General features: G+C 65.1%; 30 protein-coding genes. 14 read left to right on the top strand and 16 right to left on the bottom strand.

From position 1 onward, the window contains the following. The 3 genes from B3D39_RS04875 to grxD form a co-directional block, all read left to right on the top strand. Nucleotides 1-416: FUSC family protein (locus B3D39_RS04875; protein WP_286789423.1), on the top strand; the 416-nt coding region annotated here is incomplete at its 5' end. A gap of 78 nt (nt 417-494) precedes the next feature. Then, nucleotides 495-737 (top strand): BolA/IbaG family iron-sulfur metabolism protein, encoded by a 243-nt coding sequence (locus B3D39_RS04870; RefSeq protein WP_075775791.1) that lies wholly within the window; start codon nt 495-497, stop codon nt 735-737. A 155-nt stretch (nt 738-892) separates the two neighbouring features. Next, nucleotides 893-1,252 (top strand): Grx4 family monothiol glutaredoxin, encoded by a 360-nt coding sequence (gene grxD / locus B3D39_RS04865; RefSeq protein ID WP_078522053.1) that lies wholly within the window; start codon nt 893-895, stop codon nt 1,250-1,252. Between the two features lie 105 nt (nt 1,253-1,357). Here grxD and B3D39_RS04860 read toward each other — a convergent pair whose 3' ends face one another. The 3 genes from B3D39_RS04860 to B3D39_RS04850 form a co-directional block, all read right to left on the bottom strand. After that, complete coding sequence (locus B3D39_RS04860; protein WP_078602154.1) at nt 1,358-1,981, bottom strand: DUF1523 family protein; 624 nt, start codon at nt 1,979-1,981, stop codon at nt 1,358-1,360. Between the two features lie 7 nt (nt 1,982-1,988). Next, a complete protein-coding gene (locus B3D39_RS04855; protein ID WP_134330208.1) occupies nt 1,989-2,267 on the bottom strand; it encodes a hypothetical protein in 279 nt (92 codons plus the stop codon). A 61-nt stretch (nt 2,268-2,328) separates the two neighbouring features. After that, complete coding sequence (locus tag B3D39_RS04850) at nt 2,329-2,637, bottom strand: hypothetical protein (RefSeq protein WP_078522055.1); 309 nt, start codon at nt 2,635-2,637, stop codon at nt 2,329-2,331. 116 nt (nt 2,638-2,753) lie between these two features. Between B3D39_RS04850 and B3D39_RS04845 the strand changes: the two genes are divergently transcribed. Continuing rightward, nucleotides 2,754-4,034, top strand: coding sequence for an acetylornithine deacetylase/succinyl-diaminopimelate desuccinylase family protein (locus B3D39_RS04845; protein ID WP_274963493.1), 1,281 nt, complete (start codon nt 2,754-2,756; stop codon nt 4,032-4,034). Between the two features lie 138 nt (nt 4,035-4,172). On the opposite strand, the gene panC is transcribed toward B3D39_RS04845, so the two are convergent. The 3 genes from panC to B3D39_RS04830 form a co-directional block, all read right to left on the bottom strand. Further along, on the bottom strand, nt 4,173-5,012 hold the full coding sequence (gene panC / locus B3D39_RS04840; RefSeq protein WP_274963494.1) for a pantoate--beta-alanine ligase: 840 nt from the start codon (nt 5,010-5,012) through the stop codon (nt 4,173-4,175). After that, nucleotides 5,009-5,833, bottom strand: coding sequence for a 3-methyl-2-oxobutanoate hydroxymethyltransferase (gene panB / locus B3D39_RS04835; RefSeq protein ID WP_078540330.1), 825 nt, complete (start codon nt 5,831-5,833; stop codon nt 5,009-5,011). The genes panC and panB overlap by 4 nt, the downstream gene beginning before the upstream one ends. Before the next feature lie 194 nt (nt 5,834-6,027). Then, nucleotides 6,028-6,960 carry a L,D-transpeptidase gene (locus tag B3D39_RS04830; RefSeq protein ID WP_338113658.1) on the bottom strand — a complete coding sequence of 311 codons (933 nt, stop codon included), beginning with the start codon at nt 6,958-6,960 and terminating at the stop codon, nt 6,028-6,030. A 198-nt stretch (nt 6,961-7,158) separates the two neighbouring features. On the opposite strand from B3D39_RS04830, the gene B3D39_RS04825 reads away from it, so the two are divergent. The 6 genes from B3D39_RS04825 (at nt 7,159) to B3D39_RS04800 (ending at nt 14,616) form a co-directional block, all read left to right on the top strand. Further along, nucleotides 7,159-8,604: an aldehyde dehydrogenase family protein gene (locus tag B3D39_RS04825; RefSeq protein ID WP_274963495.1), complete on the top strand. Its 1,446-nt coding sequence runs from the start codon at nt 7,159-7,161 to the stop codon at nt 8,602-8,604. 173 nt (nt 8,605-8,777) lie between these two features. Next, on the top strand, nt 8,778-9,518 hold the full coding sequence (locus B3D39_RS04820; protein WP_274963496.1) for an SDR family oxidoreductase: 741 nt from the start codon (nt 8,778-8,780) through the stop codon (nt 9,516-9,518). A 63-nt stretch (nt 9,519-9,581) separates the two neighbouring features. Continuing rightward, nucleotides 9,582-10,592 carry a P1 family peptidase gene (locus tag B3D39_RS04815; protein WP_274963497.1) on the top strand — a complete coding sequence of 337 codons (1,011 nt, stop codon included), beginning with the start codon at nt 9,582-9,584 and terminating at the stop codon, nt 10,590-10,592. Nucleotides 10,593-10,625: 33 nt separating this feature from the next. Next, on the top strand, nt 10,626-12,104 hold the full coding sequence (locus B3D39_RS04810; protein ID WP_286789422.1) for an NAD-dependent succinate-semialdehyde dehydrogenase: 1,479 nt from the start codon (nt 10,626-10,628) through the stop codon (nt 12,102-12,104). Nucleotides 12,105-12,217: 113 nt separating this feature from the next. Beyond that, nucleotides 12,218-13,621 (top strand): YcjX family protein, encoded by a 1,404-nt coding sequence (locus tag B3D39_RS04805; RefSeq protein ID WP_274961746.1) that lies wholly within the window; start codon nt 12,218-12,220, stop codon nt 13,619-13,621. Continuing rightward, nucleotides 13,618-14,616, top strand: a complete 999-nt coding sequence (locus B3D39_RS04800; RefSeq protein ID WP_274961745.1) for a YcjF family protein — start codon at nt 13,618-13,620, stop codon at nt 14,614-14,616. Before B3D39_RS04805 ends, B3D39_RS04800 begins: the two co-directional genes overlap by 4 nt. A 64-nt stretch (nt 14,617-14,680) precedes the next feature. Here the strand turns inward: B3D39_RS04800 and B3D39_RS04795 are convergent, their stop codons facing one another. From B3D39_RS04795 to ruvC, 4 genes are all read right to left on the bottom strand, one after another. Beyond that, the gene (locus tag B3D39_RS04795; protein ID WP_078602163.1) at nt 14,681-15,088 is read right to left on the bottom strand and encodes a group III truncated hemoglobin; all 408 of its coding nucleotides are present in this window, start codon (nt 15,086-15,088) and stop codon (nt 14,681-14,683) included. After that, nucleotides 15,081-16,115, bottom strand: a complete 1,035-nt coding sequence (gene ruvB, locus B3D39_RS04790) for a Holliday junction branch migration DNA helicase RuvB (protein ID WP_088720487.1) — start codon at nt 16,113-16,115, stop codon at nt 15,081-15,083. Before ruvB ends, B3D39_RS04795 begins: the two co-directional genes overlap by 8 nt. 85 nt (nt 16,116-16,200) lie before the next feature. Then, nucleotides 16,201-16,869, bottom strand: coding sequence for a Holliday junction branch migration protein RuvA (gene ruvA, locus B3D39_RS04785; RefSeq protein WP_078522065.1), 669 nt, complete (start codon nt 16,867-16,869; stop codon nt 16,201-16,203). Beyond that, nucleotides 16,866-17,399: a crossover junction endodeoxyribonuclease RuvC gene (ruvC, locus tag B3D39_RS04780; RefSeq protein WP_274961744.1), complete on the bottom strand. Its 534-nt coding sequence runs from the start codon at nt 17,397-17,399 to the stop codon at nt 16,866-16,868. The genes ruvA and ruvC overlap by 4 nt, the downstream gene beginning before the upstream one ends. 218 nt (nt 17,400-17,617) lie before the next feature. Here ruvC and B3D39_RS04775 point away from each other — a divergent pair, with 218 nt between their 5' ends. Beyond that, on the top strand, nt 17,618-17,803 hold the full coding sequence (locus B3D39_RS04775; protein ID WP_078522067.1) for a DUF1127 domain-containing protein: 186 nt from the start codon (nt 17,618-17,620) through the stop codon (nt 17,801-17,803). Nucleotides 17,804-17,880: 77 nt separating this feature from the next. Here the strand turns inward: B3D39_RS04775 and B3D39_RS04770 are convergent, their stop codons facing one another. From B3D39_RS04770 to B3D39_RS04755, 4 genes are all read right to left on the bottom strand, one after another. Continuing rightward, nucleotides 17,881-18,228 (bottom strand): hypothetical protein, encoded by a 348-nt coding sequence (locus B3D39_RS04770; RefSeq protein WP_274961743.1) that lies wholly within the window; start codon nt 18,226-18,228, stop codon nt 17,881-17,883. Nucleotides 18,229-18,319: 91 nt separating this feature from the next. Beyond that, nucleotides 18,320-19,189: a 50S ribosomal protein L11 methyltransferase gene (locus B3D39_RS04765; RefSeq protein ID WP_274961742.1), complete on the bottom strand. Its 870-nt coding sequence runs from the start codon at nt 19,187-19,189 to the stop codon at nt 18,320-18,322. 79 nt (nt 19,190-19,268) lie between these two features. Continuing rightward, nucleotides 19,269-19,913: a peptide-methionine (S)-S-oxide reductase MsrA gene (gene msrA, locus B3D39_RS04760; protein ID WP_274961741.1), complete on the bottom strand. Its 645-nt coding sequence runs from the start codon at nt 19,911-19,913 to the stop codon at nt 19,269-19,271. A 68-nt stretch (nt 19,914-19,981) separates the two neighbouring features. Then, on the bottom strand, nt 19,982-21,214 hold the full coding sequence (locus tag B3D39_RS04755; RefSeq protein WP_274961740.1) for an MFS transporter: 1,233 nt from the start codon (nt 21,212-21,214) through the stop codon (nt 19,982-19,984). A 123-nt stretch (nt 21,215-21,337) separates the two neighbouring features. Here B3D39_RS04755 and B3D39_RS04750 point away from each other — a divergent pair, with 123 nt between their 5' ends. From B3D39_RS04750 to B3D39_RS04740, 3 genes are all read left to right on the top strand, one after another. Beyond that, nucleotides 21,338-22,402 (top strand): YeeE/YedE family protein, encoded by a 1,065-nt coding sequence (locus B3D39_RS04750; RefSeq protein WP_274961739.1) that lies wholly within the window; start codon nt 21,338-21,340, stop codon nt 22,400-22,402. Nucleotides 22,403-22,690: 288 nt separating this feature from the next. After that, a complete protein-coding gene (locus tag B3D39_RS04745) occupies nt 22,691-24,571 on the top strand; it encodes a GAF domain-containing protein (RefSeq protein WP_274961738.1) in 1,881 nt (626 codons plus the stop codon). A gap of 8 nt (nt 24,572-24,579) precedes the next feature. Next, complete coding sequence (locus B3D39_RS04740) at nt 24,580-24,966, top strand: response regulator (protein WP_134330188.1); 387 nt, start codon at nt 24,580-24,582, stop codon at nt 24,964-24,966. 37 nt (nt 24,967-25,003) lie between these two features. Here B3D39_RS04740 and B3D39_RS04735 read toward each other — a convergent pair whose 3' ends face one another. Both B3D39_RS04735 and B3D39_RS04730 read right to left on the bottom strand, forming a co-directional pair. After that, complete coding sequence (locus B3D39_RS04735) at nt 25,004-25,528, bottom strand: hypothetical protein (RefSeq protein ID WP_232621691.1); 525 nt, start codon at nt 25,526-25,528, stop codon at nt 25,004-25,006. After that, nucleotides 25,521-26,234 (bottom strand): helix-turn-helix transcriptional regulator, encoded by a 714-nt coding sequence (locus tag B3D39_RS04730; protein WP_274961737.1) that lies wholly within the window; start codon nt 26,232-26,234, stop codon nt 25,521-25,523. Before B3D39_RS04730 ends, B3D39_RS04735 begins: the two co-directional genes overlap by 8 nt. Nucleotides 26,235-26,755 lie beyond the last annotated feature (521 nt).

Below are 26,755 nucleotides of genomic sequence, written 5' to 3'. Positions count from 1 at the left end.
CCCACCCCGCCGCAACAGCCGCCGCGCTTTCGGTGATCGTCTTCTCCTCGGTGCTGGGCTCCATGCCGAATCCGCGCCCTGCCGTGCGCTTCCTTGTGCCCGGTGTCGCGCTTGGGGTGCTCGCCGCAGTCGCCTATCGCGGGCTCACGCATCTGTCGGGCGGCGATCAGACCGAGCTTCTGATCCTCGCCTTCGCCTTCATCGCGGGCGGTGCGCTGCTGCGCGCCCATCCTCGCACCACGCTGATGGGGATCGACATCAACATGTGCTTCCTGCTCGCCGGAGAGATCGGCGCACCGGGCCATTCCCTGCCCGTAACGGCCGCCGGAGCCGCCGCGATGTTCATCGGCAGCGTGGTCATCGCGACGCTCATGTTTTTCCTGTCGCGATTGCACCCGCCAGCGGCCACCGCATAGGCCCGCGCCCCTGCGCATCCCCTTGCAGCCAGCCGCCGCGCCACTTAAGTTTGCGGCAAAGGACGAGGAGCCCTATTTATGGCAATGGAAGCCCATGACATCGAAGCCCTGATCCGGGCCGAATTCCCCGATGCCAAGATCACGATCACCGATCTCGCCGGGGACGGGAATCATTGGGCGGCGGAGGTCATCGACGAGAGCTTCCGCGGCAAGAACCGCGTCCAGCAACAGCGCGCGGTCTATGCCGCGCTCAAAGGGGCGATGGACGGGCCGAACGGAGTGCTGCACGCGCTCGCTTTGACCACCAAAGCGCCCGAATGACACGATGGATACACTCGGGCTTGCGTTGCTGCTGCTCTACGCGATCGGGCGCGGGCTCCGGGTGTTTTGCATATTTTTCCGGGGCATTCCCCGGCTTCTGAAACATGGCCTTCGCGGACTCCGTCGCGGCGAAGGCAAACCGAAGGATACGGAAGATGAACGCGCAAGACCAAATCGCCCAGCAAATCTCAGAGAATGACGTCGTTCTCTTCATGAAGGGCACCAAGGACATGCCGCAATGCGGGTTTTCGAGCCGCGTCGCGGGCGTGCTCAACTTCATGGGCGTGACCTACAAGGACGTCAACGTGCTCGCGGATCAGGACATCCGCCAGGGCATCAAGGACTATTCGGACTGGCCGACCATCCCGCAGCTCTACGTCAAAGGCGAATTCGTCGGCGGCTGCGACATCATCACCGAGATGACCCTCTCGGGCGAGTTGGACCAGCTGTTCGAGACCAAGGGCGTGAGCTTCAACAAGGACGCCGCCGAGCAGATCCGCGCCGCCAACGCGTAAGCGCAGATCGCCTGATTATCGAAAGCCCCGCCTTCCAGTGGCGGGGCTTTTGCGTTTAGGCGTCGGTCTGAGTCGGGCGCGGCCTGCCGGCCTTGCACCCGCGTCTCACTTGCGCCCGATGAAGCGGTCGAACCAGCCTTTCGCGCCCTCTTCGGCGTCGTCCCAGGCCTCACTCGCATCCTCGAATAACGGGTCGATCGAGCGTTGGCGGAACTGTCGCCACATCGCCCGGATCGTCAGCAAGACAATCACCAGAAGCGTCAGGATGATGATGCTGCCCCAGGGAATGATCCGCGTATCCGGCCCCGGCACGACCTTCAGCCCGACCGCGTTTGGGTAGATCGTTAGCCAGCGCGAGCGCCAGCCATATCGCGTCACCGATACCCAGATCGGATCGGCCGAGGTCGAGATCAGTGACTCCGCCTGCGCCTGCAGATCCGAACTGTCGAGTTTGAAATAGGGCGGCCAGCCCCAACCGGTATCCTCGTTGCGGAAGACCAGTGTCTTGCCGTTGGGACGCACCGAGTTGATGAAACGCACGTCGCGGCTGGTCGCACTCGCGGTGCCGACGTCAGGCGCAGCCCAGAAGATCGAGTTCTCGCCGAAATCGACGCGGCGCACCTCTGTGCCGACGATCCGCACGATGTCATGGCGCGGCAGGTTGTAATGCAGGAACACCGCGACGAAGCCGATCACGACCAGCCAGAAGCCCCATTTCACGTAACGCATCGGATTCTCACCTGTAATTCATCAGATAGATAATGAGCCCCACCACGACGATCGGCAGGACATAGACCAGCCAGATCAGCTTACGCAGCAGGCTTTTCTCATAGTCCCGCATCCCGGCCTCGACGAAGGTATCGCGCGTGGTCTCGGCACGGCCCTCGGCGGCGGCCTCGTTCCAATCCTCTTCCAGCGCCTCGCGCCGGACCGACCGGGCATAGAGACGCACCAGCCAGAACAGGACCGTCAGCACGATCAGCCCGAAGATCGCCAGTCGAATGAAGGCCAGCATCGCGCGCCCTCCTTGCCCCTCGCTGTCGCAAGCCTAGGCCGCGGCGGCACGGTTGACCAGATCAGCCCTTCCGGCGCGCCATGCCGATCCGGATCAGCTTGATCACGATGGCCGAAGCCGCGACCGGAATCAGCGCGAGCACATAGGTCGCGGCGAACATCTGGCGCGGCACATAGCCGTTCGAGCAGCTTGCCGTGTCGGAGAAGAAATGCAGCACGAAGCCCGCACCGCAGGCGGTGCCGGTCATATAGAAAGCGGGCACGATCATCGCGACGGGCACCAGCGCCAAAAGCTTCGCCCAGTCGTATTTCGACAGCCACCCTCCGACCGCAATGCAAAGCACGAGTGCGAAGGCCAAGAACAGGTTCATCCGGTCCCTCCGTAGGAATTTGCACCGCAATAGCGCGCGGGGGCGGTAAAAGCCATGTGTTTTCAAACCTTGCGTTTTCGCTTGGCCGGCGGCAGCGCCCGGCGCTAGCCTTGGGCATGGACCTCGCCACCCGCCTGAAATCCGCCATCGACGCGCGCCGCGACGAACTGATCGCGCTGACCCAGGCACTGATCCGCATCCCGACGCTGAACCCGCCGGGGCGCAATTACCGCGAAATCTGCGATTTTCTCGCCGCCTATCTCTCCGAACGCGGCTTCACGACCGAATTGATCCGCGCCCATGGCGCGCCCGGCGACAGCGAGACCTATCCGCGCTGGAACCTCGTCGCCCGCATCGAGGGCGCGCGCCCCGGCGACTGCGTGCATTTCAACTCGCATCACGACGTGGTCGAGATCGGCCATGGCTGGACCCGCGACCCGTTTGGGGCCGAGATCGACGGAGACCGCATCTACGGGCGCGGTTCCTGCGACATGAAAGGCGGGCTGGCGGCCTCGGTGATCGCGGCGGAGGCGTTCCTCGACACCTGCCCCGATTTCGCGGGCAGTATCGAGATTTCCGCCACTGCCGACGAGGAATCGGGCGGCTATGGCGGCGTGGCCTATCTGGCCGAGCAGGGCCGCTTCGATCCCACCCGCCTGCAGCATGTCATCATCCCCGAGCCGCTGCACAAGGACCAGATCTGCCTCGGCCATCGCGGCGTCTGGTGGGCCGAGATCGAGACCCATGGCCGTATCGCGCATGGCTCGATGCCGTTTCTCGGCGACAGCGCGATCCGCCATATGAGCGCCGTTCTCAGCGAGATGGAGGAGACGCTCTACCCGCTCCTTCTGGGCAAGCAGACCGAGATGCCCGTGATCCCCGAAGGCGCGCGGGCCTCGACGCTGAACGTCAATTCGATCCATGGCGGCGCGCCGGAAGAAGGGGCAGATTACACCGGCCTGCCCACGCCCTGCGTCGCCGATCGCTGCCGCATCGTGATCGACCGGCGCTTTCTGATCGAGGAAGACCTCGCCGAGGTGAAGACCGAGATCATCGACCTGATGGAGCGCGTGAAAGCCCAGCGTCCGAGCTTCCGCTATGAAATCCGCGACCTGTTCGAGGTGCAGCCCACGATGACCGACAAGGGCGCGCCGATCGTGCGCTCCACCGCCGCGGCGATCGAGGCGGTGCTGGGCCGCGAGGCGGCTTATGTAGTCTCGCCCGGCACCTATGACCAGAAACATATCGACCGGATCGGGCGGCTGCAGAATTGCATCGCCTACGGGCCGGGCCTTCTGGAGCTCGCCCATCAGCCCGACGAATGGGTCGGTATCGAGGATATGGCCGACAGCGCGAAGGTCATGGCGCTGGTTCTGGCAGAACTGCTGGGTCCCTAGGGGCGCTGCCCCTCGACGCGTGCCGCGCCTCACCCCGGGATATTTGGACCAAGGGGAAGGAGCATTCCCTCCTTCTTCGCTCTTGTCGAAATATCCCGGGGGGCGGCGGAGCCGCGGGGGCCGCGCCCCCTCTCGACCTCAGACGGCGATATTGTCGATCAGGCGCACATCGCCCAGCCAGATCGCGACGAGCATCCGCGCCGGTTGCGACAGGTCCGTCGCGGGTTTCAGCCCGTCGACCGTGCGCAGTTCGAGATAATCGAGCGCGCCGAAGCCCGCGTCTTTCAGCTCGGCTTTCGCATCGTTGAGCGCGCCCTCGACAGGCACGCCGTCGCGGATCTTCGCAGCAGTCTCCTGCATCACCGTATGCAGACGCGGCGCCAGTTCGCGCTCCTCAGCCGTCAGCCGCACATTGCGCGAGGACATCGCCAGACCGTCCTCTTCGCGGATGGTCGGGCAGCCGATGATGCGGATCGGCATGTTGAGATCGCGGGTGAGCTGCTGGACCACCTGCAATTGCTGCCAGTCCTTCTCGCCGAAGAACGCGCGCCCCGCCTGCGTCATGCCGAAGAGCTTCGAGCAGACCGTCGCCACGCCATCGAAATGGCCGGGCCGGAACGCGCCCTCCAGCGGCTCGGTGATGCCCGCGACGGACACGGTGGTCGCGAACCCGTCGGGATAGACCTCGTCCACGCCCGGCGCGAAGAGCACGTCGACCCCTTCGGCTTCCAGAAGCGCCAGATCCTGCGCCTCGTCGCGCGGGTATTTGTCGAGATCCGAGGCGTTGTTGAACTGCATCGGGTTCACGAAGACCGTCACGATCACGCGGTCCGATTGCTTGCGCGCGGCGCGGGCGAGGCTGAGGTGGCCGTCGTGCAGCGCACCCATCGTCGGCACCACACCGACCAGCATCCCCGAGCGTTTCCACGCCGCCACCTTGTCGCGCAGTTCGGCGGCCTTGCGGATCACCTGCGTCATTTCTTCACCTCGTCGGCGAAGCTGTGCTCGGCTGCCGGGAAGCTGCGGTCGCGCACCTCGGCTGCGTAATCGGCGACGGCGGCTTCGGCTTCCTGACCGAGCTGGCCGAAGCGCTTGACGAATTTCGGTTTGAAATCGGTGAAGAGGCCCAGCATGTCATCGACCACCAGCACCTGCCCGTCGCAGCCCGCGCCCGCGCCGATGCCGACGGTGGGGATAGCGACCATCGCGGTGATCTCGTCGGCCAGCCCCTGCGGCACTTTCTCGAGCACCACCGAGAACGCACCCGCCTCGGCCACCGCCTTCGCATCCTTGACCAGACGCGCCCGGCTGTCGCCGCGGCCCTGCACCTTGTAGCCGCCCAGCGTGTTCACCGATTGCGGGGTCAGCCCGATATGGGCCTGCACCGGGATACCGCGCGCGGTCAGAAAGGCGATGGTCTCGGCCATATGCGCCCCACCTTCGAGCTTCACCGCCCCCGCGCCGGTCTCGGCCATCAAGCGCGACGCGTTGCGGAACGCCTGCGCCGGGCTTTCCTCATACGACCCGAACGGCATGTCGATCACCATCAGCGCGTTCGACAGCCCGCGTGCGACCGCCTGGCCGTGGAGGATCATCATCTCCATCGTCACGCCCAGCGTCGAGGGCAGCCCGTGGAGCACCATGCCCACCGAGTCGCCGACCAGCACGAGATCGCAATGGCTGTCGACCAGTTTCGCAATCGGCGTAGTATAGGCGGTCAGGCAAACGATCGGCGCGCCGCCCTTCATCGCGAGAATATCTGCGGGCATTTTCTGCCGCGTGGTTCCGGTGACGCTCATGGCATCCTCCTGATCTGCTTGCGCGCGAGTCCTAGCGTCACCCGGCCCGCAAGGAAAGACGTGAACGCGCAAACGCTGCGGCATCGGGGCGCGTATCGCGTCATTTGGCGCGGCTCTGGAGGCGTCGCGGCCCAAGAAAAACGGCGCGAGGTTGCCCCCGCGCCGTGAATATTTTTCCGAAAAGATCGGCTCGATCAGTTGGTGGTATCGACGCAGGTGCCGGTGCCGGAATAGCCGCAATCGACGGTGGAGCTGGCAGTCTCGCCCGAGCCGCCGACCTCTTGGGCCATCGCAACCGACGCCTGATGCTGCTCTTCCTCGACCTTCTGCTGATCGGGGATCTGGCCGGCTTTCCACGCGGCCTCGTCCTCGTTGATCGCCACCTGATTATAGGCGGAGACCACATAGCCCGAATGCAGCTGCACGACCGGACCTTCCATCTCGAGGCTCTCGGCGCGGCTGCGCACCTTCACCGGCGTGCCCTTCGGCACTTTCGCGAACAGGTCGATGATGTCCTGATTGAACAGACGGATACAGCCAGCCGAGGTCGCACGCCCGATCGAGGACGGATCCATCGTGCCGTGGATGCGGTAATAGGTATCCCGATTACCCTGGTAGAGATAGAGCGCACGCGCGCCCAGCGGGTTGTCCAGACCACCCGGCAGACCGTCTTTCAGCGGCCCGTAGAGGTCGGGATCTTCCTGGATCATGTTCTGCGTCGGCGTCCAGCTCGGATATTCCTGCTTACGCTTGATCGTGGCATCCCCCGAGAAGGTCTTGCCATCGCGACCGACTGCGACGCCGTAGCGCTCTGCCTTGCCCGGCGCGGTGATGTAGTAGAGGAAACGCGCATAGGGATCGACGACGATCGTCCCGACAGCCTCGGGCCCGTGATAGGGCACGACCTGGCGGCGGTTGCGCTCCACCAGATATTTCGGACTGATCGCCGGGATGGTTTTCCCGTCATCTTCGCGCGCCTGATATTCGGCGGGCACGGCCTTCGTCGACTGGGTCGGTTGCGCATAGCGCTGTTCCGGCGCACTCGCGCAGGCAGCCAAGATGCCAGCCAGCCCGAAGAGCATGGCCGGGCGGATTGCGCGTTTGAGCGTCGAATAACTCGCGGTCACTTGCAATTTCCTGTCTCTTTTTCCGGTGGGCCTTCGGCCCGGTTCCGTCATTCAAGGGGCTAGATAGGGGAAAGTTCCCTCCACTCACACTCACATGAATGTGATCAGGCTCACCCCGGCAGATTCCTGCCCTCTTGATTTTCCGCGCGCGCGCGCCGAGCGTGCTGCGAAATCGCGTGACAAGAGGAGGTGCCGCGCATGAGTTTGCCGCTTTGGTTCGACCCCGAGGAGATGTTGATCGGAGGCGTCTGGCGCAAGCCCGATGCGCGCCTTCCCGTGGAATGCCCCTCGGATGGTCGCGAGATGGCGCAGATCGCCCGGGGCGGCAAGCCGGAGATCGACGCGGCGGTCGAGGCCGCACAGGCGGCGCTTGCAGGCGAATGGGGACAGCTGAGCGCGGCAGAGCGCGGGCGGCTCCTGCTGAAGATGTCCGGGCTCGTGCTGGCCCATGCCGAGGATCTCGCCGTGATCGAGGCGCTCGATGTCGGCAAACCGCTGACGCAGGCGCGCGCCGATGTCGCGGCACTGGCGCGCTATCTCGAATTCTATGGCGGGGCCGCCGACAAGGTGATGGGCGAGACGATCCCCTATCTCAACGGCTACACCGCCTACACGCTGCGCGAGCCGCATGGCGTGACTGCACATATCGTGCCGTGGAACTACCCGATGCAGATCATTGGACGCTCGGTCGCAGCGGCGCTGGCGATGGGCAACGCGGCGGTCGTGAAACCTGCCGAGGAAGCCTCGCTCACCGCGCTGGCCTTCGGGCGGATCGCGCAAGAAGCGGGGATGCCAGCCGGGGCGCTCAATATCGTGCCGGGTCTGGGAGAGGAGGCCGGGGCCGCGCTCTCAGCCCATCCCGGCATCCAGCATATTTCCTTCACCGGATCGGTCGCGGTCGGCCAGCACATTCAGGCCGCCGCCGCAGTGAATGCCGTGCCCGTCACGCTGGAGCTTGGCGGCAAATCCCCGCAGCTCGTCTTCGCCGATGCCGATCTCGACCGTGCGCTGCCCTTCCTCGTGAACGCAGGCATCCAGAACGCCGGGCAGACCTGCTCGGCCTCCTCGCGCATCCTCGTGCAGCGCTCGCGCTATGACGAGGTGCTGGAGAAAATGGCCGCGCGCTATCGTGGCCTGACGGCGGGGCCCGCGCTTGGCGATCACGACCTCGGCCCGCTGATCTCGGGGCGGCAGAAAGAGATCGTCGAGGGCTATCTGGCGCTTGCCTCCGACCTCACTATCGCCGCCCAAGGTCGGATCGCCGAGGACGTCCCCGCAGGCGGCCATTACGTCGCGCCGACCCTGATCGGCGGCGGCCACAGCGCGCATCGGCTCGCGCAGGAGGAAATCTTCGGCCCGGCTCAGATCGTCATCCCCTTCGAGGACGAAGAAGAGGCCGTCGCCATCGCGAATGGCACAGACTACGGGCTCGTCGCCTCGGTCTGGTCGGAGAATGGCGGGCGGACGATGCGGCTCGCCCGCCGTCTGCGCGCCGGACAGGTCTTTCTGAACAATTACGGCGCGGGCGGGGGCGTGGAGCTTCCCTTCGGCGGCATCGGCAAATCCGGGCACGGGCGCGAGAAAGGGTTCGAGGCGCTCTACGGCTTCTCCACCCTGAAAACCGTCGCCGCCTGGCATGGCTGAGGGTTTCGGCTTGGCGGAAATATCTCGGGGGTGAGGCGGGATCAGCGACCTTCCAGTGGAAGGACGCCCCGGCGAACGCCCGAAGCGCAAGCGAAGGGCCGCCAGACCGGGGGCAGAGCCCCCTTGCACCCGATGTGTCCTGCGACAACAGTAGGCCCCGAGGAGGAGCACCGATGAGACTGGAAGGCAAAAGCGCGATCGTCACCGGCGCCGGGTCAGGCTTCGGCGCGGGGATCGCGCGCCGCTTCGCCGCCGAGGGTGCGCGGGTTCTGGTCGCGGATCTCAACGCCGAGGCCGCGCAGGCCATCGCCGACGAGATCGGCGGCGTGGCCTGCACCGTGGATGTCAGCCGCGATGCAGATGTCGCTGAACTGGCGCAGGCCGCGCGCGAGGCCTTCGGGCAGATCGACATTCTCGTGAACAACGCAGGGACCACCCATCTGCCCAAACCGATGGAGGAGGTGACCGAGGAGGAGTTCGACCGCGTCCTCACCGTGAACGCGAAATCGGTCTATCTGACCGCGCGCCATATCGTGCCGGGGATGAAAGCGCGCGGCGCGGGCGCGATCCTGAACGTGGCCTCCACCGCCGGCGTCAGCCCGCGGCCGAACCTGAGCTGGTACAATGCCTCGAAGGGCTGGATGATCACCGCGACCCGCGCGATGGCGGTGGAGCTTGCGCCCTCCGGGGTCCGCGTCAACGCGATCAACCCGGTCGCCGGAGAGACCCCGCTTCTGAAAAGCTTCATGGGCGAGGACACGCCGGAAATCCGCGCGAAGTTTCTCTCGACCATCCCGCTGGGGCGGTTCTCGACGCCCGAGGACATGGCGAACGCGGCGCTGTTTTTGTGCTCGGACGAGGCGAGCATGATCACCGGCGTCGCGATGGAGGTCGATGGCGGGCGTTGTATCTGAACGCAGGGCGTTGAGTTGGGGGCGTTGCCCCCAAACCCCCAGGATATTTGGACCAAGAGGAAGATGAAGGCAGGGCCGAACAATCTGATCACCGATATCGCCGGGCTGCGTGTGGGCAATGCTGCGGACGTGGGCCTGCGCTCGGGCGTGAGCGTGTTGGTCGGCGAGCGCCCCTTCACGGCAGCGGTGCAGGTGATGGGCGGCGCGCCGGGGACGCGGGAGACCGATCTTCTGGCGCCGGACAAGCTGGTGCAGGAGGTCGATGCGCTTGTGCTCTCGGGCGGCTCGGCCTTCGGGCTTGGCGCCTGCGACGGGGTGATGGCAGGGCTGCGCGCGCAAGGGCGCGGTTTCGCGGTGGGCGATCAGCGCGTGCCGATCGTGCCCGGCGCGATCCTGTTCGATCTGCTCAACGGTGGCGACAAGAGTTGGACCGAGACGCCCTATCCCGGGCTTGGGCGCGCGGCGCTCGAGGCGGCCACAGAGCGGTTCGAGATCGGCAGCGTCGGGGCGGGCTTTGGCGCGATGACCGGGACTTTCAAAGGCGGGCTTGGCTCGGCTTCGGCTGTATTAGAGAGCGGCTTCACGGTCGGCGCGCTGGTGGCGGTGAACGCGCTTGGCTCGGTGACCGTCGGCGAGGGCCCGCATTTCTGGGCCGCACCTTGGGAAATCGCGGGCGAGTTCGGCGGTTTCGGCCCTGCGCCAAACCATGATCCCAGCGCCGAGCCCGAACCGATGAAACGTCAGGGCGAGGCCACCACCATCGCCATCGTCGCAACCGACGCCGCGCTCACCCAAGCGCAGGCGCAGCGCATGGCCACGGCTGCCCATGACGGCATGGCGCGGGCCATCGTGCCGTCGCATACGCCGATGGATGGCGATCTGATCTTCGCTGCCGCGACCGGCGAGAAGCCCTTGGCCGATCCGCTCCGCGATCCGTTCCAGCTTGGCCATGCGGCGTCATGCGTGCTTGCCCGCGCCATCGCCCGCGCCATCTATGAAGCCAAAGAACAACCCGGCGATCTGCAGCCCTGCTGGCGCAGCCGTTACGGAACATCAAAAAGCCCGGCGCATTGACCGGACGACCCATCCAGCCCTTCGGAGGACATCATGCTCGACGACAAGACCGACCTCAAATCCATCCTAAAGGATCCCTCGCTTCTGGTGACCAAGGCCCTCGTCGCGGGCGAATGGGTCGATGCCGATGACGGCACCACCTTCGACGTGACCAACCCCGCGCGGGGTGACGTGATCTGCACCGTGCCCGATCTGGGCCGCGCCGAAACCGCCCGCGCCATCGCCGCCGCCGAGGAGGCGATGAAGGACTGGTCCGCGCGCACCGGCAAGGAACGCGCGCAGATCATGCGCAAATGGTACGACCTGATGATGGAGAACCAGGACGACCTCGGCGCGATCCTGACCGCCGAGATGGGCAAGCCGCTCGCCGAGGCGAAGGGCGAGATCGCCTATGGCGCAGGCTTCATCGAATGGTTCGGCGAAGAGGCCAAGCGGGTCTATGGCGAGACGATCCCGGGCCATCAGCGCGACAAGCGGATCACCGTAATTAAGCAGCCGATCGGGGTCGCCGCCTCGATCACGCCCTGGAACTTCCCCAACGCGATGATCGCGCGCAAGGCGGGCCCGGCGCTCGCCGTGGGCTGCGGTTTCGTCTGCCGCCCGGCCTCCGAGACGCCCCTTTCGGCGCTGGCGATGGCGGTGCTGGGCGAACGCGCGGGCCTGCCCAAAGGCATCCTCTCGGTCATCACCTCCGCGAAAGCCTCCGATATCGGCAAGGAATTCTGCGAGAACCACACGGTGCGCAAGCTGACCTTCACCGGCTCGACCGAGGTGGGCCGCATCCTGCTGCGTCAGGCGGCGGATCAGGTGATGAAATGCTCGATGGAACTGGGCGGCAACGCGCCCTTCATCGTGTTCGACGACGCCGATCTCGACGCCGCGGTCGAAGGCGCGATGGCGTCGAAATTCCGCAATAACGGTCAGACCTGCGTCTGCGCCAACCGCATCTATGTCCAGTCCGGGGTCTATGACGCCTTCGCCGAGAAGCTGGCCAAGGCCGTCAACGCCCTCAAGGTGGGCGACGGTCTCAAGGAAGGCGTCGAGGCCGGTCCGCTGATCAACGAGGACGCGGTCAAGAAGGTGCAGGAGCATATTCAGGACGTGCTCGATCATGGCGGCTCGATCGTCACCGGCGGCGAACGTCACGAAATGGGCGGCACCTTCTTCCAGCCGACCGTGCTGACCGGGGTCACGCAGGAGGCCAAGGTCTCGCATGAGGAAACCTTCGGCCCCGTCGCCCCGCTCTTCAAATTCGAGACCGAGCAGGAGGCGATCGCCAAGGCCAATGACACGATCTTCGGCCTTGCGAGCTATTTCTACGCCCGCGACGTGGGCCGCATCACCCGCGTTCAGGAAGGTCTGGAATACGGGATCGTCGGTGTGAACACCGGCCTGATCTCGACCGAGCTCGCCCCGTTCGGCGGCGTGAAGCAGTCCGGCCTGGGCCGCGAGGGGTCGCATCACGGCGTCGAGGATTATCTCGAGATGAAATATATCTGTCTCGCGGTCTGAGACCGATCCGGGGCGGAGGAAAGATACAGAGGGCGGGCCGCGTGTCCGCCCTCTCTTTCATTAACACTCTCCGCTGCTTATCTTGTCCGTGAACGAGAGTGAGGGGCCGGGCTTTGGGCATTTCCGACATTGCGGACGGGATCACACGCGGGATCGAGGGCATGGGCCATTCGGTCTCGGAGGCGCTGTTCGAACCGGTGATCCGGCTCGGCGTGACGGGGCTGTCGCGCGCGGGCAAGACCGTGTTCATTACCTCGCTGGTCGCGAACCTGCTGGATCGCGGGCGGATGCCTGCGCTGGGATCGGCGTCGGATATCACCGCTGCCTATCTGCAGCCGCAGCCCGACGATACAGTGCCACGTTTCGATTATGAGAGTCACCTTGCCGCGCTGACCGGCCCGTCGCCGCATTGGCCCGAGGGCACGCGCGCCGTCTCGGAGCTGCGGCTGTCCTTCCGCATCCAGCCGCGCGGGATGCTGGGCGCGGTGCGCGGGCCGCGCGTCGTGCATCTCGATATCGTGGATTACCCCGGCGAATGGCTGCTCGATCTCGGGCTGATGGACAAAAGCTATGCCGAGTGGTCGGCGGAGGCGCTGGCGCGTCTCCCGAACCGCCCTCAAGGCGCGGAATATCTGGCGCAATCCGAGGCGACGGATGGCACGGCCGAATTCACCGAGCCGCAGGCCAAGGCGCTGGCGGCGGGCTTCACCCGCTATTTGGTCGCTGCGCGCGATGCGGGATTCTCCGACTGCACGCCGGGGCGCTTCCTGCTGCCCGGCGAGATGGCCGGATCGCCTGCGCTAACCTTCGCGCCGCTGCCTGCGGGCGACGCCCCGCGCGGCTCGCTCCGGCGCGAGATGGAGCGCCGCTACGACGCCTATAAACGCGAGGTCGTGCGCCCCTTCTTCCGCGACCATTTCGCCAAGATCGACCGACAGGTGGTGCTGGTCGACGTGCTGGGCGCGATCCATTCCGGGCCCGCCGCGCTCGACGATCTGCGCCAGGCGATGGCCGATATTCTGGCGGCCTTCCGACCGGGACGCGCAAGCTGGCTGACCTCGCTGATCGGCGGCAAGCGGGTGGAGAAGATCCTCTTCGCCGCCACCAAGGCCGATCACCTGCACCACACCCAACACGCCCGCCTGACCGCGATCACCGGCGCGCTGCTGCGCGAGGCCAAGGACCGGGCCGATTTCGCGGGCGCGAAGACACTGGCCCTGTCGATCGCGGCGCTGCGAAGCACCACGGAAGAAACCCTCTCGCATGACGGGGCGGAGTTGCAGGCCGTGCGCGGGCGGCTGGAGAGTGGCAAGTCGGTCGCGCTCTATCCCGGCGAATTGCCCGCCGACCCGGCGCAGCTTCTCTCGCCCGCGGCGCAAGGGGCCTCCACGTGGCTCGACGAGGATTATTCGATCATGAACTTCGCCCCGGCTCCGGTAATCCTGCGACCCGGCGAAGGCCCGCCGCATATCCGGCTCGACCGCGCGGCCGATTTCCTGATCGGGGACAAGCTATGAAAAAACCGGTGATGATCGAGATCGAGGACGCGCCCTCGCCCGCCGAGGCCGCACCGATCGAGGATATGCCGCATGCGACCGAGGAGCGGCTCGAAGGCCGCGCCATGCAGATCGCGACACGGCTGGGGGCGCGGCGCACCTCGCCCATCGTACGGTTCTTCTGGCGCGCGAGCGTGGCGCTGGTGGGCTTCCTGATCTCCGTCGCGCTCTGGCGTTTCATCGACGGGCTGTTTGCCACCCATCCGATCCTCGGCTGGATCGGCACCGCGCTGGTCGCGGCCTTCGCGCTTGGCGCGCTACTGATCACCGGGCGCGAGATCGCCGCCTTCTCGCGGCTGGCGCGGCTCGACAAGGTCCATAAGGAAGTCTCGGAAGCGCTGAGCGAAGATGATCTGAGCCGCGCGCGCAAGGTCACGGCCCATGTCTCGGGCCTCTATGCCGCGCGGCCCGAGATGGACTGGGCGCGCAAGCGGCTGGCCGAGCAAACGGGCGAGGTGCTCGACACCGACACGCTGATGGGACTGGCAGAAACTGAACTGATGGGCCCGCTGGACGCCACCGCCCGGCTCGAGATCGAAGCTGCCGCGCGCACCGTCGCCACGGTGACCGCCGTCGTGCCGCTGGCGCTGGCCGACGTCTTCACCGCGCTCACCGCAAACCTCCGGATGATCCGGCGCATCGCGGAAATCTATGGCGGGCGCTCGGGCACGCTCGGCTCGATCCGGCTGGCGCGCACGGTGATGACCCATCTCGTCGCGACCGGTGCGGTGGCGGCGGGCGACGATCTGATCGAGACGGTCACCGGCGGCCATCTGGTCTCGAAACTCTCGCGCCGCTTCGGCGAAGGCGTGATCAACGGGGCACTCACCGCCCGGGTCGGGATCGCCGCGCTGGAGGTCTGCCGCCCGATGCCCTTCCGGAAGCTGCAAAAGCCGCGCGTGACCAATCTGATCGGCCGGTCTCTGACGGGCGTGTTCGGGAAGAAAGAGGACTGAGCCTCTTCCTCTTGGCAGAAGTATCCCGGCGGGCTCCGAAGGAGCGGGGGCAGAGCCCCCTCGCCTATTTCAGCTTCGGAATCCCGCCCGGAAGCGTCTCACGCTCGACCACGCCCTGCCGCAGGCTCATGCCGATGCGATGGGCGAGCGCCGACCAACCCGCCGCCTGTTCGGGCGACAGTTCCTCGATCAGCACCTTGTCGAATTCCGCGAGCCAGGTTGAAAACATTCCCGGGCGCACATTGCCTGCCGCGCGGTGGACCTGCATGGGCGAGCCATCATAGCCCGGTTTGCGCAGGATCGCGTTCTTCCAGAACCGCGCGACCTTGTCCTCATGGGTGGGCCAGTCGGTGACATGCACCGCAAAGACCGGACCGAGCATCGCGTGGCTGCGCACGCGCTCGTAGAAGCGCGCCACGACGCGGTCGATCTCCGCCTCGGTGATCTCGAAACGTGCCAAGGGGTCAGCCATCGCCAAAGAGGTCCGTCTGCGGGGTGGCGGGTTTCGGTGCCTCGAGCCCCAGATGCCGCCACGCCCGCGCGCCCAGCATCCGACCACGCGGGGTGCGGCTGATCAGGCCCTGTTGCAACAGGTAGGGTTCGATGACTTCTTCGATCGCGTCGCGACTTTCTGACAGCGCGGCCGAGAGCGTCTCCACCCCCACCGGCCCGCCGCCGTAATGATCGGCCATCAGCATCATGTAGCGCCGGTCCGCCCCGTCGAGACCGAGATTGTCGACGCCAAGCCGCGTCAGCGCGCGGTCCGCGATCTCGCGAGTCAGCCGCCCGTCGCCTTCGACCAGCGCGAAATCGACGACCCGGCGCAGCAGACGTCCGGCGATGCGCGGGGTACCCCGGGCGCGCTTGGCGATCTCGCGGGTGCCCTCGGGGTCGGACGGGATACCCAGAAGCCGCGACCCGCGCGTCACGATCAAGTCCAGCTCGTCTTCGGTGTAGAATTGCAGCCGTGTCGGGATGCCGAAGCGGTCGCGCAGCGGCGTCGTCAGCAGGCCGAGTCGCGTGGTGGCGCCGACCAGCGTGAAGGGCTGCAACTCGATCCGCACAGTGCGCGCGGCAGGGCCCTCGCCGATCACCAGATCGAGCTCGAAATCCTCCATCGCGGGGTAGAGCACTTCCTCCACCGCCGGGTTCATCCGGTGAATCTCGTCGATGAAGAGCACGTCGCGCGCCTCGAGATTGGTCAGGATCGCAGCGAGATCGCCCGCCTTGGCGAGCACCGGCCCCGAGGTCATCTTGAAGTTCACGCCCAGCTCGCGCGCCATGATCTGCGCGAGCGTCGTCTTGCCCAGACCGGGCGGGCCGTGGAACAGCGTGTGATCCATCGCCTGGCTGCGCATCTTGGCGCTTTCGATGAAGACGCGCAGATTGGCGCGGGCCTCGGCCTGGCCCGTGAATTCCTCCAGCGCCTGCGGGCGCAGGGCGCGGTCGGCGTCTTCGGGCAGGCGGTCGGGCCGCAGGGTGGGATCGGGTTCGCTCATCGTCATTTACTGTCGCGCCTTTGGCGGAGGGGAGCAAGCGGGGCTCTGCCCCGCACCCCGGGATATTTTTACCAAGAGGAAGAGGTCAATCCTTTGGGGCCAAGAGCCTTAGCGCCGCGCGGATCAGCTTCGCCGTGTCGGTGACCTCCGGGTCGTCATTGGCCTGCGCGACGGCCCCGGCCGCGTCCGAGGGCGCATAGCCGAGATTGGTGAGCGCGGAGATCGCCTCGGCGGTGAAGTTGACCTTCGGCGTGGCAGCGGGCGCTGCTTTCTTCGCGGGCTTCTTGGCGGGCGCGTCCTCGATCACCTCGGGGGTGGCATCGACGGTAAACTCCGCCCCCATCGCCATGACGGTCGGAGCTTTCTCCTTCAGCTCCAGCACGACGCGTTGGGCAAGCTTCGGGCCGACGCCGGGGGCGGATTTCACCGCCGACCAGTCGCCCAGCGCGATCGCACGCCCCAGCCCCTCCGCGCCGAGCGTGCCGAGGATCGCGAGCGAAGCTTTCGCGCCGATCCCCTGCACCGAGGTCAGCAGCCGGTGCCATTCCTTCTCCAAGAGCGTCGGGAAGCCGAAAAGCTGGAGCAGGTCCTCGCGCACCAGCAGATCGGTATAGAGCGCGCAGGCCTCGCCCACGGGCGGTAACGATTGAGCGGTGCGCTGGCTGACATGGACGACATAGCCCACGCCGCGCACGTCGATCATGACATGGTCGAGCGCGCGGTGAATGATGACCCCTGCGATGCGACCGATCATGCGCGCCTCCGTTGGGTTGTGCCCAAGGCATCGCGGGAAAGCTGCGCCGCATTCATCCGAGCCGCCGATTGCAGGTGGAAGGCGTGGCAGATCGCAATGGCGAGCGCATCGGCCGCATCGGCGCCTTCGAACTGCACGCCGGGCAGTTGATGGCGCACCATATGCTGCACCTGCGTCTTGTCGGCATGGCCGACGCCGACGACCGTTTTCTTGATCGCGTTCGGAGCGTATTCGCCGACCTCGAGCCCGGCCTGCGCCGGGGCCAGAAGCGCAATGCCGCGCGCCTGCCCAAGTTTCAGCGTCGCCACCGCGTCCTTGTTGACGAAGGTCTGCTCCACCGCTGCCGCTTCAGGCGTGTGGGTCGCGATGACCGCGCTCAGCCCTTCGTGCAGCACCAGCAGGCGCTTTGCCAAATCCTTACCTTCGGAGTGGAGAATCCCGTTCGCGACGTGCCTGAGTCGCGATCCGTCCATCTCGATTACGCCCCATCCGAGATTGCGTAACCCCGGATCGATCCCGATCACCCGCATTTGCCCTGCCTCGTTCTCGTGTTGTTTCGCAAGAACTAGCACGAAAAGGGAACATCGGCCAGAGGGCATGCAAAAACCGGCCTCATATCACATGCGATTCCTGCATGGCGGGGCTGCCAAAACTGAGATTGTTTTCGCACCCTGCCAGTCTTATCTGCGCTTCAGAAGATGTATTGCCCGAAACTTGAGCAGTTTGTGAACTGAAGGATCCCCCCCCCATGGCTTCGATGGATATCAACACCCGCATGAGCCGCAGCGCCCGACCGAGCGTCTTTACCTCGCTGATCGCAGCCCTGCACGACTGGAACGACGCACGCGTCACCCGCAAGGCGCTGATGAAGCTCAGCGACCGCGCGCTGGACGATATCGGCCTGACCCGGCTCGACGTGGCGCGCCTGCGCTAACGCGACCGACAGGTCATGCGAAAAGGGCTGCCCCGGCAACGGCGCAGCCCTTTCTTTTTTCGTAATGGCTTTGGCGTTCAGCCGATATACGGCGCGAGTAGCCCTGCGATCTTGCGGGTGATCGGGTCGGCATGCATGATCCAGGCCCCCACCCGTTCGAATTGCGAGCCACCCGCGAGGCTTGCGACGCGCGCCTCGTAGCTCTCCTGGCCCACCTGCGCGAGCATCGCGCCCTTCACCAGCAAAATACCGGCAAAGATCAGCGCCACACCGCGCAGCGGGAAACTGCGGCGCGATTTCGGGCGCATGGAATCGAAATAGCTGCGCCCCAATGCACCGGACGCCTCGAATGCACCGCCTGCTTGATGGATCTGGTCGATCCGATGCAGGCGCTTCTCAAAAGACTCGATTTGTGGATCGCGCATGGCAAACCCCGTTAACTGCGATGCCCCAAAGGCAATTTCTCAGGTCAGGGTAAAGCAATCCTTACCGCAATCGGAGCGGATTTGTGGCGGATTAGGCGCGCTGCATGGCCAATGTCGTCCATTCGCCGAATTCCTTACGCGAATGGGAAACAAAGCCCTGCGCCTGATAGGCGGCGACCACTTCATCGGCCTGTTCGTTGAGGATCCCGCTCAGGATCACGAAGCCCGATTCGGCGCAGTTGCGGCCCATTTCGGGGGCGAGCGCGACGAGCGGGCCTTTGAGGATATTGGCGAAGATCAGATCGAAGGGCGCGGCCTCTTTCAGGCGCGGATCGCCGAAGCCCGCAGCCTCGATGCAGATCACGCGGCCTTCGAGCCCGTTCACCGCGACATTCGCCGCCGCCGTCTCCACCGCGACCGGATCGATATCGGAGGCCAGAACCGGCTCGGGCCAGAGCTTCGCCGCCGCCATCGCCAGAACGGCGGTGCCGCAGCCGATATCGGCGACGTTGTGGAAGGTATGACCTTCCTTCGCCAGATCGTCGAGCGCGGTCAGGCAGCCGGAGGTGGTTCCGTGATGGCCCGTCCCGAAGGCCATCGCCGCATCGATCCGCAGCGCGATCGCATCCGCGGGGATCTTGTCCTCGTCATGGCTGCCATAGAGGAAGAAGCGGCCCGCGCGCACCGGGGCCAGTTCGCGCCGCACATGGGCGACCCAATCGGTTTCCGGGATTTCCGAGACGACGAAGGGCTGCGCCCCGTGCGAGATCGCCAGCAGGTCCAGCGCCACGTCGTCGGGGGCCTCGAGAAAATAGCCCGAAACCTCGTAGCGGCCCGACCCGTCCTCGATCTCGAACACGCCGGTGCCGTAGGGGCCGGGATCGAGCTCTTCGAGACGTTCGGACAGCGCCTCGGCGGCCTCGCGATCGGCCAGCGTGGTAAAGGCGGTGAAGGTGGTCATGGGCGCGCTCCTCGGGATGGTTGCGCCCGGGCTTAGGGCCGCGGGCGCGAGCCGTCAAGCGGCCCGCACACGCATCAGATCACGCGTTCAGCCCGATCGGGCAGGTCACGCCGGTGCCGCCGATGCCGCAATAACCGCCGGGGTTCTTCTCCAGATATTGCTGGTGATAATCCTCGGCATAGTAGAAGGGCGGCGCGTCGGTGATCTCGGTCGTGATCGTGCCGTAGCCCGCCGCCTGCAGGCGCTCGGCATAGGCGTCGCGCGAGGCTTTGGCCGCCTCTTTCTGCGCATCCGTGTAGGTGTAGATGCCCGAACGATACTGCGTGCCGCGGTCATTGCCCTGGCGCATCCCTTGGGTCGGGTCGTGACCCTCCCAGAAGACGCGCAGCAGGTCTTCGTAGCTGACCTTGGCGGGGTCGTAGATCACGCGGACGACCTCGTTATGGCCGGTCATGCCGGTGCAGACCTCGCGATAGGTCGGGTTGGGCGTGGGGCCGCCCGCATAGCCGACCATGGTCAGCCAGACGCCATCGGTGTTCCAGAACATGCGCTCGACGCCCCAGAAGCAGCCCATGCCGAACATCGCCTCTTCCATGCCCTCGGGCACGGGCGACCGCAGGTCGCGGCCCCAGAGGAAATGCGGCTCTGCCAGAGGCATCGCTTCGGCGCGGCCCGGCAGGGCTTCGGCCTTGGTGGGAATGGTGGCGGGTTTTCCGAACAGCATGGTAAATCTCCCTTTCGCGCCCCTCTCAGATAGGCGCGGAGCGGCGGAATTTCCAGTTCAAGCGGGCGTCACGCCGGAACCGGACCGAGGCCTTGCAGCACCGTCTCGTAGCCTTTCGAGGGGTGACGCGGCACCAGCAGCGCGAGCCCCAGCGAGATTACCGCCATCGAGGCCGCCAGCCCGAAGACCGCGCCGGGCGAGACCATCCACAGATAGCCCAGCGTCACCGGCAGGAAGACAGCCGCGATATGGTTGATCGTGAAGGCGACGGCGGCGGTGGGCGCGATATCCTCGGGGTCGCAGATCTTCTGGAAATAGGTCTTCTGCGCGAAGGCCAGAGCGAACAGCAGATGATCGACCACGTAAAGCGCGCAGGCCAGCCAGATGCCCCAGCCGAACCAGTAGATGCCGCCATAGGCGAGGAACAGCAGCGTCAGCCCGACATATTCGAAGATCAACGCCCGGCGCTCGCCGAAGCGATGCACGAAGCGGCCCATCGCGGGGGCTGCGGCCATGTTGACCGCGAAGTTGATCAGGAAGAGCGCGGTGATCTCATCCACGCGCAGCCCGAAGCGCTCGACCATCATGAAGGCGGCGAAGACCACGAAAATCTGCCGCCGCGCACCCGCCATGAAGGTGATCGCGTAATAAAGCCAGTAGCGACGGCGCAGCACGAACTTCTTCGATTGCGGCTCGCGGGTGTGGAATTGCGGATAGATCAGCGCGGCGGCCGCCATCATCACCATCGTCGCGATCCCGGCGGTGGCGTAGACGAATTCATAGCTGAGGTTGAACGTCTTCCAGGTCAGCACCAGCAGCGCATAGGCCGCCAATGAGGCGCCCGAGCCGATGGCCACGATCCGGCCCAAGGTCTGCGGCGCCTTGGCCTTGTCGATCCACTGCAATTGCAGCGACTGGTTCACCGTCTGGAAATAGTGAAACCCGATCGAGGACAGGAGCGTCACGATGATCAGCCCGGCAAAGCTCGGGAACAGCGCGGTGACCGCCGTCGCTCCGCCCAGAAGCAGCAACGACAGGATCGCCAGCGTCTGCTCGCGCATCACCCAGAGCACGACGATCACCCCGATCGCGAGGAAGCCCGGCACTTCGCGGAAGCTTTGCAGCCAGCCGATATCGACGCCATCGAAATTCACGACGTCGATGACGAAGTTATTCAGCAGCGCCGACCAGGTGGCGAAGGAGATCGGCATGGCGGTGGCCATGACGTAAAGCAACGCCTCGGGTCTGCGCCAGCGCGGCAGCTCGTGGGCCTCGTCGAGAGCGACGGATCGGAACTTCATCATGCCTTCCTTAGACGCGACGGCAGCGCCTGCGGCAAGTCTGCAAAAGGTGCAACCTGACTCAGATCAATGTGCGTTTCTGCGGTTTCTGACAGAACCCGTGCGCGAACGGGAGATCGTATCATGGACATCATCGCACTCATCGAGCGGATCGGCGAAGGCCCTACGGCGGCGCTTTTCGGGGTGATCACCGGGCTCATCTTCGGCGTCGCCGCGCAGAAATCCAACTTCTGCCTGCGGGCTGCCACGGTGGAATTCGCGCGCGGCAAGCTGGGCGGCAAGGTCGCGGTGTGGTTCCTGACCTTCTCGACTGCGCTTGTCTGGGTGCAGGGCGCGCAGCTTCTGGACCTGTTCCGGCAGGCCGACAGCCGGATGATGTCGGTGCCGGGCTCGTGGTCGGGCGCGATCATCGGCGGGCTTCTCTTCGGCGTCGGCATGGTGCTGTCGCGCGGCTGTTCGGGACGGCTTCTCGTGCTGGCGGCGACGGGTAACCTGCGCTCGGTCGTCTCGGGGCTGATCTTCGCGGTGACCGCCACGATGAGTCTCAAGGGCATCCTTGCGCCGCTGCGTGACCGGCTGGCGAGCCTCTGGATCACCGGCGCGCAGAACGTGAATATCCTCGACGCGCTGCACCTGCCCAACTGGACCGGACTGGCCGTCGGCATCGTCTTCGCCATCGCGGGCATGTATCTGGCCAAGCGCAACGAGATCGGCGTGAAGACGTGGATTTTCGCCTCCGGTGTCGGCTTCGCCGTCGCGGTGGGCTGGGTGCTGACCTTCATGCTGAGCCAGGTCGCTTTCGACCCGGTGCCGGTGAACTCCGTCACCTTCTCGGGCCCCTCGGCCAATACGCTGATGTTCTTCCTCGACCGCAACTCGGTGCTGGAATTCGACGTGGGCCTCGTGCCCGGCGTGGTTCTGGGCGCTTTCCTGAGCTCGCTCTTCTCGCGCCAGTTCGCATGGCAGGGCTTCGACTCGATGCCGGTGATGCGGCGCTCGATGATCGGGGCGATCTTCATGGGCTTCGGTGCGATGCTCGCAGGCGGCTGCGCCATCGGCAACGGCGTGACGGGCACCTCCGTTCTGGCAGGCACCGCATGGCTGGCCCTGTTCTGCATGTGGATCGGCGCGATGGTGACCGACTTCCTGCTCGACCAGCGCACGATGACACCCGCCACCGCTTGCTAAGTACGCTCTCCGTCGCGTGCCTAGGCCAGTTCCTGCCGGTTCGCTGGAACCTGCGCGAATCCTTACCTAACGTCACCCATTAGAACGCGTTACGAATTCAGCATAAGACGCCTTCGGAATGCGGGTGATCGCGACCTCTTGGCTCTGCGATTCGTCGACACCGCAACCGCATCACGAAAAACGCAGAAGAAAATCGTGTTTGGCGGAAATCGTGATCGCAACCGTGTCATATGACACTGGGCGAAATGGGTTTCTTCGGGGCATAGGTGGAATTATGAGAGCCTGCGCATGAATACCTCTATGCCCCCTCCGCTGACCGGTGAAGAACGGTCCAAACTCGCCGATCCGTCGCGCCTTCGGGCGTTGCGCGAGACCGGCCTGCTGGAGAGTGCGCCTGCGGAAATCTTCGAGCGCGCGACGCGGCTCGCCACGCGGGTGACCGGAGTGCCTGTCTCGTTGGTTTCCATGGTCGATGAGAACCGGCAGGTCTTCGTGGCGCAAACCGGGCTGGACGCCCCTGCCCCCTCGGAGACGCCGCTCAACCATTCCTTCTGCCGCTATGTCGTCGAATCCGATGCGCCGCTGAACGTGCCCGATGCGCGCGAGGACGCGGTGCTGCGCGACAATGGTGCCGTGCGCGATCTGGGCGTGACCGCCTATCTCGGGGTGCCGCTGCGCACCGTCGACGGGCAGCCGCTGGGGGCGTTCTGCCTGATCGACCGGGAAGCGCGGCAGTGGACCGAGGAAGAATACGAGGCGCTGTCCGACATCGCCGCCGGGGTCGAGGCGGAAATCCGTCTTCGGCGCCAGATCAACGTCGCCCATCGTGAGGAAAACCGGTTCCGCGCCGTTCTCGACCAGATGCCGATCGGCGTCGGTGTGGCCGAGCTGGGCACCGGTCGGCTTATCGATCTGAATGCCACCGCGATCGAGATGTTCGGCGTGACGGACGGCGACGTGACCAAGCAGCTCGCCTTCGACGCTTACACACCAGAAGGGCGCAAGCTCAGCCTGAGCGAGTTTCCGATCGTGCGCGCGGCGCGCAACGAAGAGACGATCAGCCATATGGAATTGCGCTGCGTGCGCCATGATGGGCCGGAACGCAATCTCTTGGTCTCGGCGCAGCGGGTCGAAAGCGAGCCGCCCGTGGCCGTGGCCACCGCGCTCGACATATCCGATCTGAACGCGGCGCGCGAACATGCGGCCGAAGTCGACCGGCGGCTCGCGCATTTTCACGAAATCACCTTCGACGCGATTGTCGAACTCGATAGCGAAGACAAAATCCGGTTCGCCAATTCGGTCATGCGCGCCCGCATCCGCGACGCGGTCGGAGCCGAGGCGGAAGCGCAGGCGGTCGGGCGGTCGCTTTGGGAGACCGCGCCCCATCTGATCGGAAGCAATTTCGAAAAAGCTCTGGAAGAGGCCCGCCGCACAGGTGTCCCGACGGTCACCGATCAGGACGGGCGAGACGGCCGCATTCTGGAGGCACGCCTTTACCCCGAGCACGGCGCGATCCTCGCCTATCTCCGCGACGTGACCGAGGAGCGGCAGATCGCGAAAGCGCGCGACACGCTGACGCGCGAGCTCAACCACCGGGTCAAGAACGCCTTCGCGATGATGTCGGGGCTGGTCGGCATGACCGCGCGCCATGCGACGACGCCGGAGGAAATGGCGCGGGGTCTGCGCGAGCGGATCGGTGCGCTTGCCCGCGCCCATGAGCTGATCAATCCGACCGCCACGCCCGAGCGCGATTTCCGCGGCATGGTCGAGTTGCGCGAATTGTTGCTGGGCGTGCTTTCGCCTTACACCAATCTCGACGATCCGCGCCTGATTCTCAGCGGTCCTGATATCGCGCTGAACCATGCGGGCTCGACCAATCTCGCGCTGGTGATCCACGAACTTGCGACTAACGCCGTGAAATACGGGGCGCTTTCGCATGATGCGGGGCTTCTGGAACTGACCTGGCGCGACACGTCCGGGCAGCTCGAACTCGACTGGCGAGAAAGCGGCTATCCCGAAGAACTGGTGCAGCCGAGCAACAGCGGCTTCGGATCCAAGCTCATCGACCTGACCATTCAGGGCCAATTGCGGGGAACCTATGGAACCGAATGGGTTCCCGACGGGTTCCAAGCTCGCATGACCGTGCCAATGGACCTGATAAAAGGGTAGTGTAGCCCATGTTACAGAGCAGTATGACTTGCCTCGAGGGCAGCAATGTCCTCGTGGTCGAAGACGAATTATTCATTGCCTACGACATCGCCTTCTCGGTCGAGGAGGCGGGCGGTCAGGTTGCCGGGCCCTTCGCAACCTTGGCGCGCGCGCGTGCCGCGCTGTCCGACGGCTCGATGAACGTAGATGGCGCGATCCTCGACATGAACCTGCTCGACGGGTCGGCGGAAGCCCTGATCGTTGAGCTGTGGAAACGCGAAGTGCCCTTGGTGGTGAACACGGCCGAGCCGCTGCCGCTCGCCTTCCAGTCGATCATGCCGGAAATTCCCGTCTTCTCGAAGCCGACGAACCCTTGGGAACTGGCCGAAGCGCTAGGACGCCAGATGCGCAACTGAGCTTCGGCGCGGCGCCTTTGTGATCCCTCTGCCCGCTTTACAGCGGCATTCCATAGTCCTTGGCGATCGCCCAGATCTCTGCATTGATCGCCTGCATTTCGGCAAGCGCGGCTTCCAACTCGGCGAGCGTCGCGCGGTCCAGAACGCTTTCCTCTCCAATCCTCAGACTGGTCTTGCGATCCGCGATCCGCATCTGGATTGCGCGCACCGGCCCTCCGCCCTCGTCGAAGGCGTAGAGGCAATGGTTGAAGTGATTACGCAGCCCCGAGACTTTCTTCATCCGCGCCGACACCGCCAGCACCCGTTCGCAGGCCTTCGGCGCACAGGGGCAGTCGTCGCGCTTGGCCAGCCGATCCACCAGATCGAGCCGCGCCCGCGTCGTGTTCAGCGTCAGATGGATGATCGTCGCGACGCCCTTGTCGGTCCCGGCGAGCCCCGCGATCAGATGGATCAGCAGGCTCTCGGTATTGGTCCACGCGTAGTTGATGCGCCCGATCTGCATCAGGAACTGATCGAAATCGGGCGGGCGCATCTCCGTCGGCGTGGGCGGGTCCTTAGGCACTTCGGTTTCGGTGATACCAGATCGCCGCCTCGGTGCGGTTGGTCACGCCGAGCTTCCCGATGATGCGGTGGATATGCAGCTTCACCGTATGTTCGGACAGGTTCAGCTGCCCCGCGATGATCTTGTTCGGCTGCCCTGAGGCGAGCATCTCGAGCACCTCGGTTTCGCGCGGCGTTAGCCCCGATACGTCGATCGCATGCGACGCGTTGGCTGCAGCCGATCCGTTCAGCGCCGAGATCGGCGGCTCTGCCGGACGGCAGCGCAGAAGCGCGGGCGGGATATAATGCCCCCCCGAGACGATCATCCGAAGGATCAAAAGCCACGTCGTCAGATTGACGTTCATCGGCAGCAGACTGATGTGATGGGACAGGATCGCAGCGCTATGGCGCGTCATCAGATCTTGCGCATAAGCCTCGTCTTCAATCGCGACGATCAGCTTCACACGCGACAGAAGCGGCTCACGTCGTTCGGCCAGCGCGATAAGACCATCGGCGTGATCCTCATCCACGATCAACGAACACAGAGCGCCGTGATCCTCGATCCAACCGTCGGACCGCAACGCCTCGAGCAACGTTTCGAAATCATCCAGACGCAGACATGTCGCCGGTGCCACCTCGGCATCGACGGTTCTCAATACGGTATCGGAAAAAATCTGCGACGCGCCCAGAAAACAGATCGCAGCATCCTGTTTGCGGCAAGACGGCATTACACGTTTCCCCGCGGGTTCACTCTTATACAACGCATTCATGGCGGCCCCCTCCTCCTACCCTGAACTCAATATGCGGACGGTTAACCCCACGTCATACCGCCCGCATCAACCATATCACGGACCAGTGAGTTCAGCGTTACCCGAAGTGTTTACCCGATGGTAAGGATTCTCTTACGTAGCGTAATCTTACTCGAATCGGCGGGCGAGTGGTGGGATTTCTGCGCTGCGGCACTTGTTGGCGCGTGCCAGTAGTAGGCTTCAACAGATTCGCCACTAGACTTTGTTCTGGTTTCTGCGTTTGCAACGGCTGTGTAAAAATTCTCGCGACCCTCCGGGATTCCGCAGCCCTCTGCGCGCGGAATTTTAGAAAATGGATGCGTTTCAGTCGGTTAGCGAGATGACCCGACCGGCTAGACCCATTTGCTAGCTAGGTCCTCAGGATCACGGGGCGCAGGATGTTGGTGTCGCAGCTGGGGGCTGTGACTCGTCTGTTTCCACACTCCGCCCGGAAAGGGTGA

This window comes from Thioclava sp. UBA3469 (assembly GCF_002378135.1).
Lineage (GTDB): Bacteria > Pseudomonadota > Alphaproteobacteria > Rhodobacterales > Rhodobacteraceae > Thioclava > Thioclava sediminum.
The sequence above is the reverse complement of the archived record's forward strand: the minus strand, read 5'-3'. Positions and strand labels throughout refer to the sequence as shown.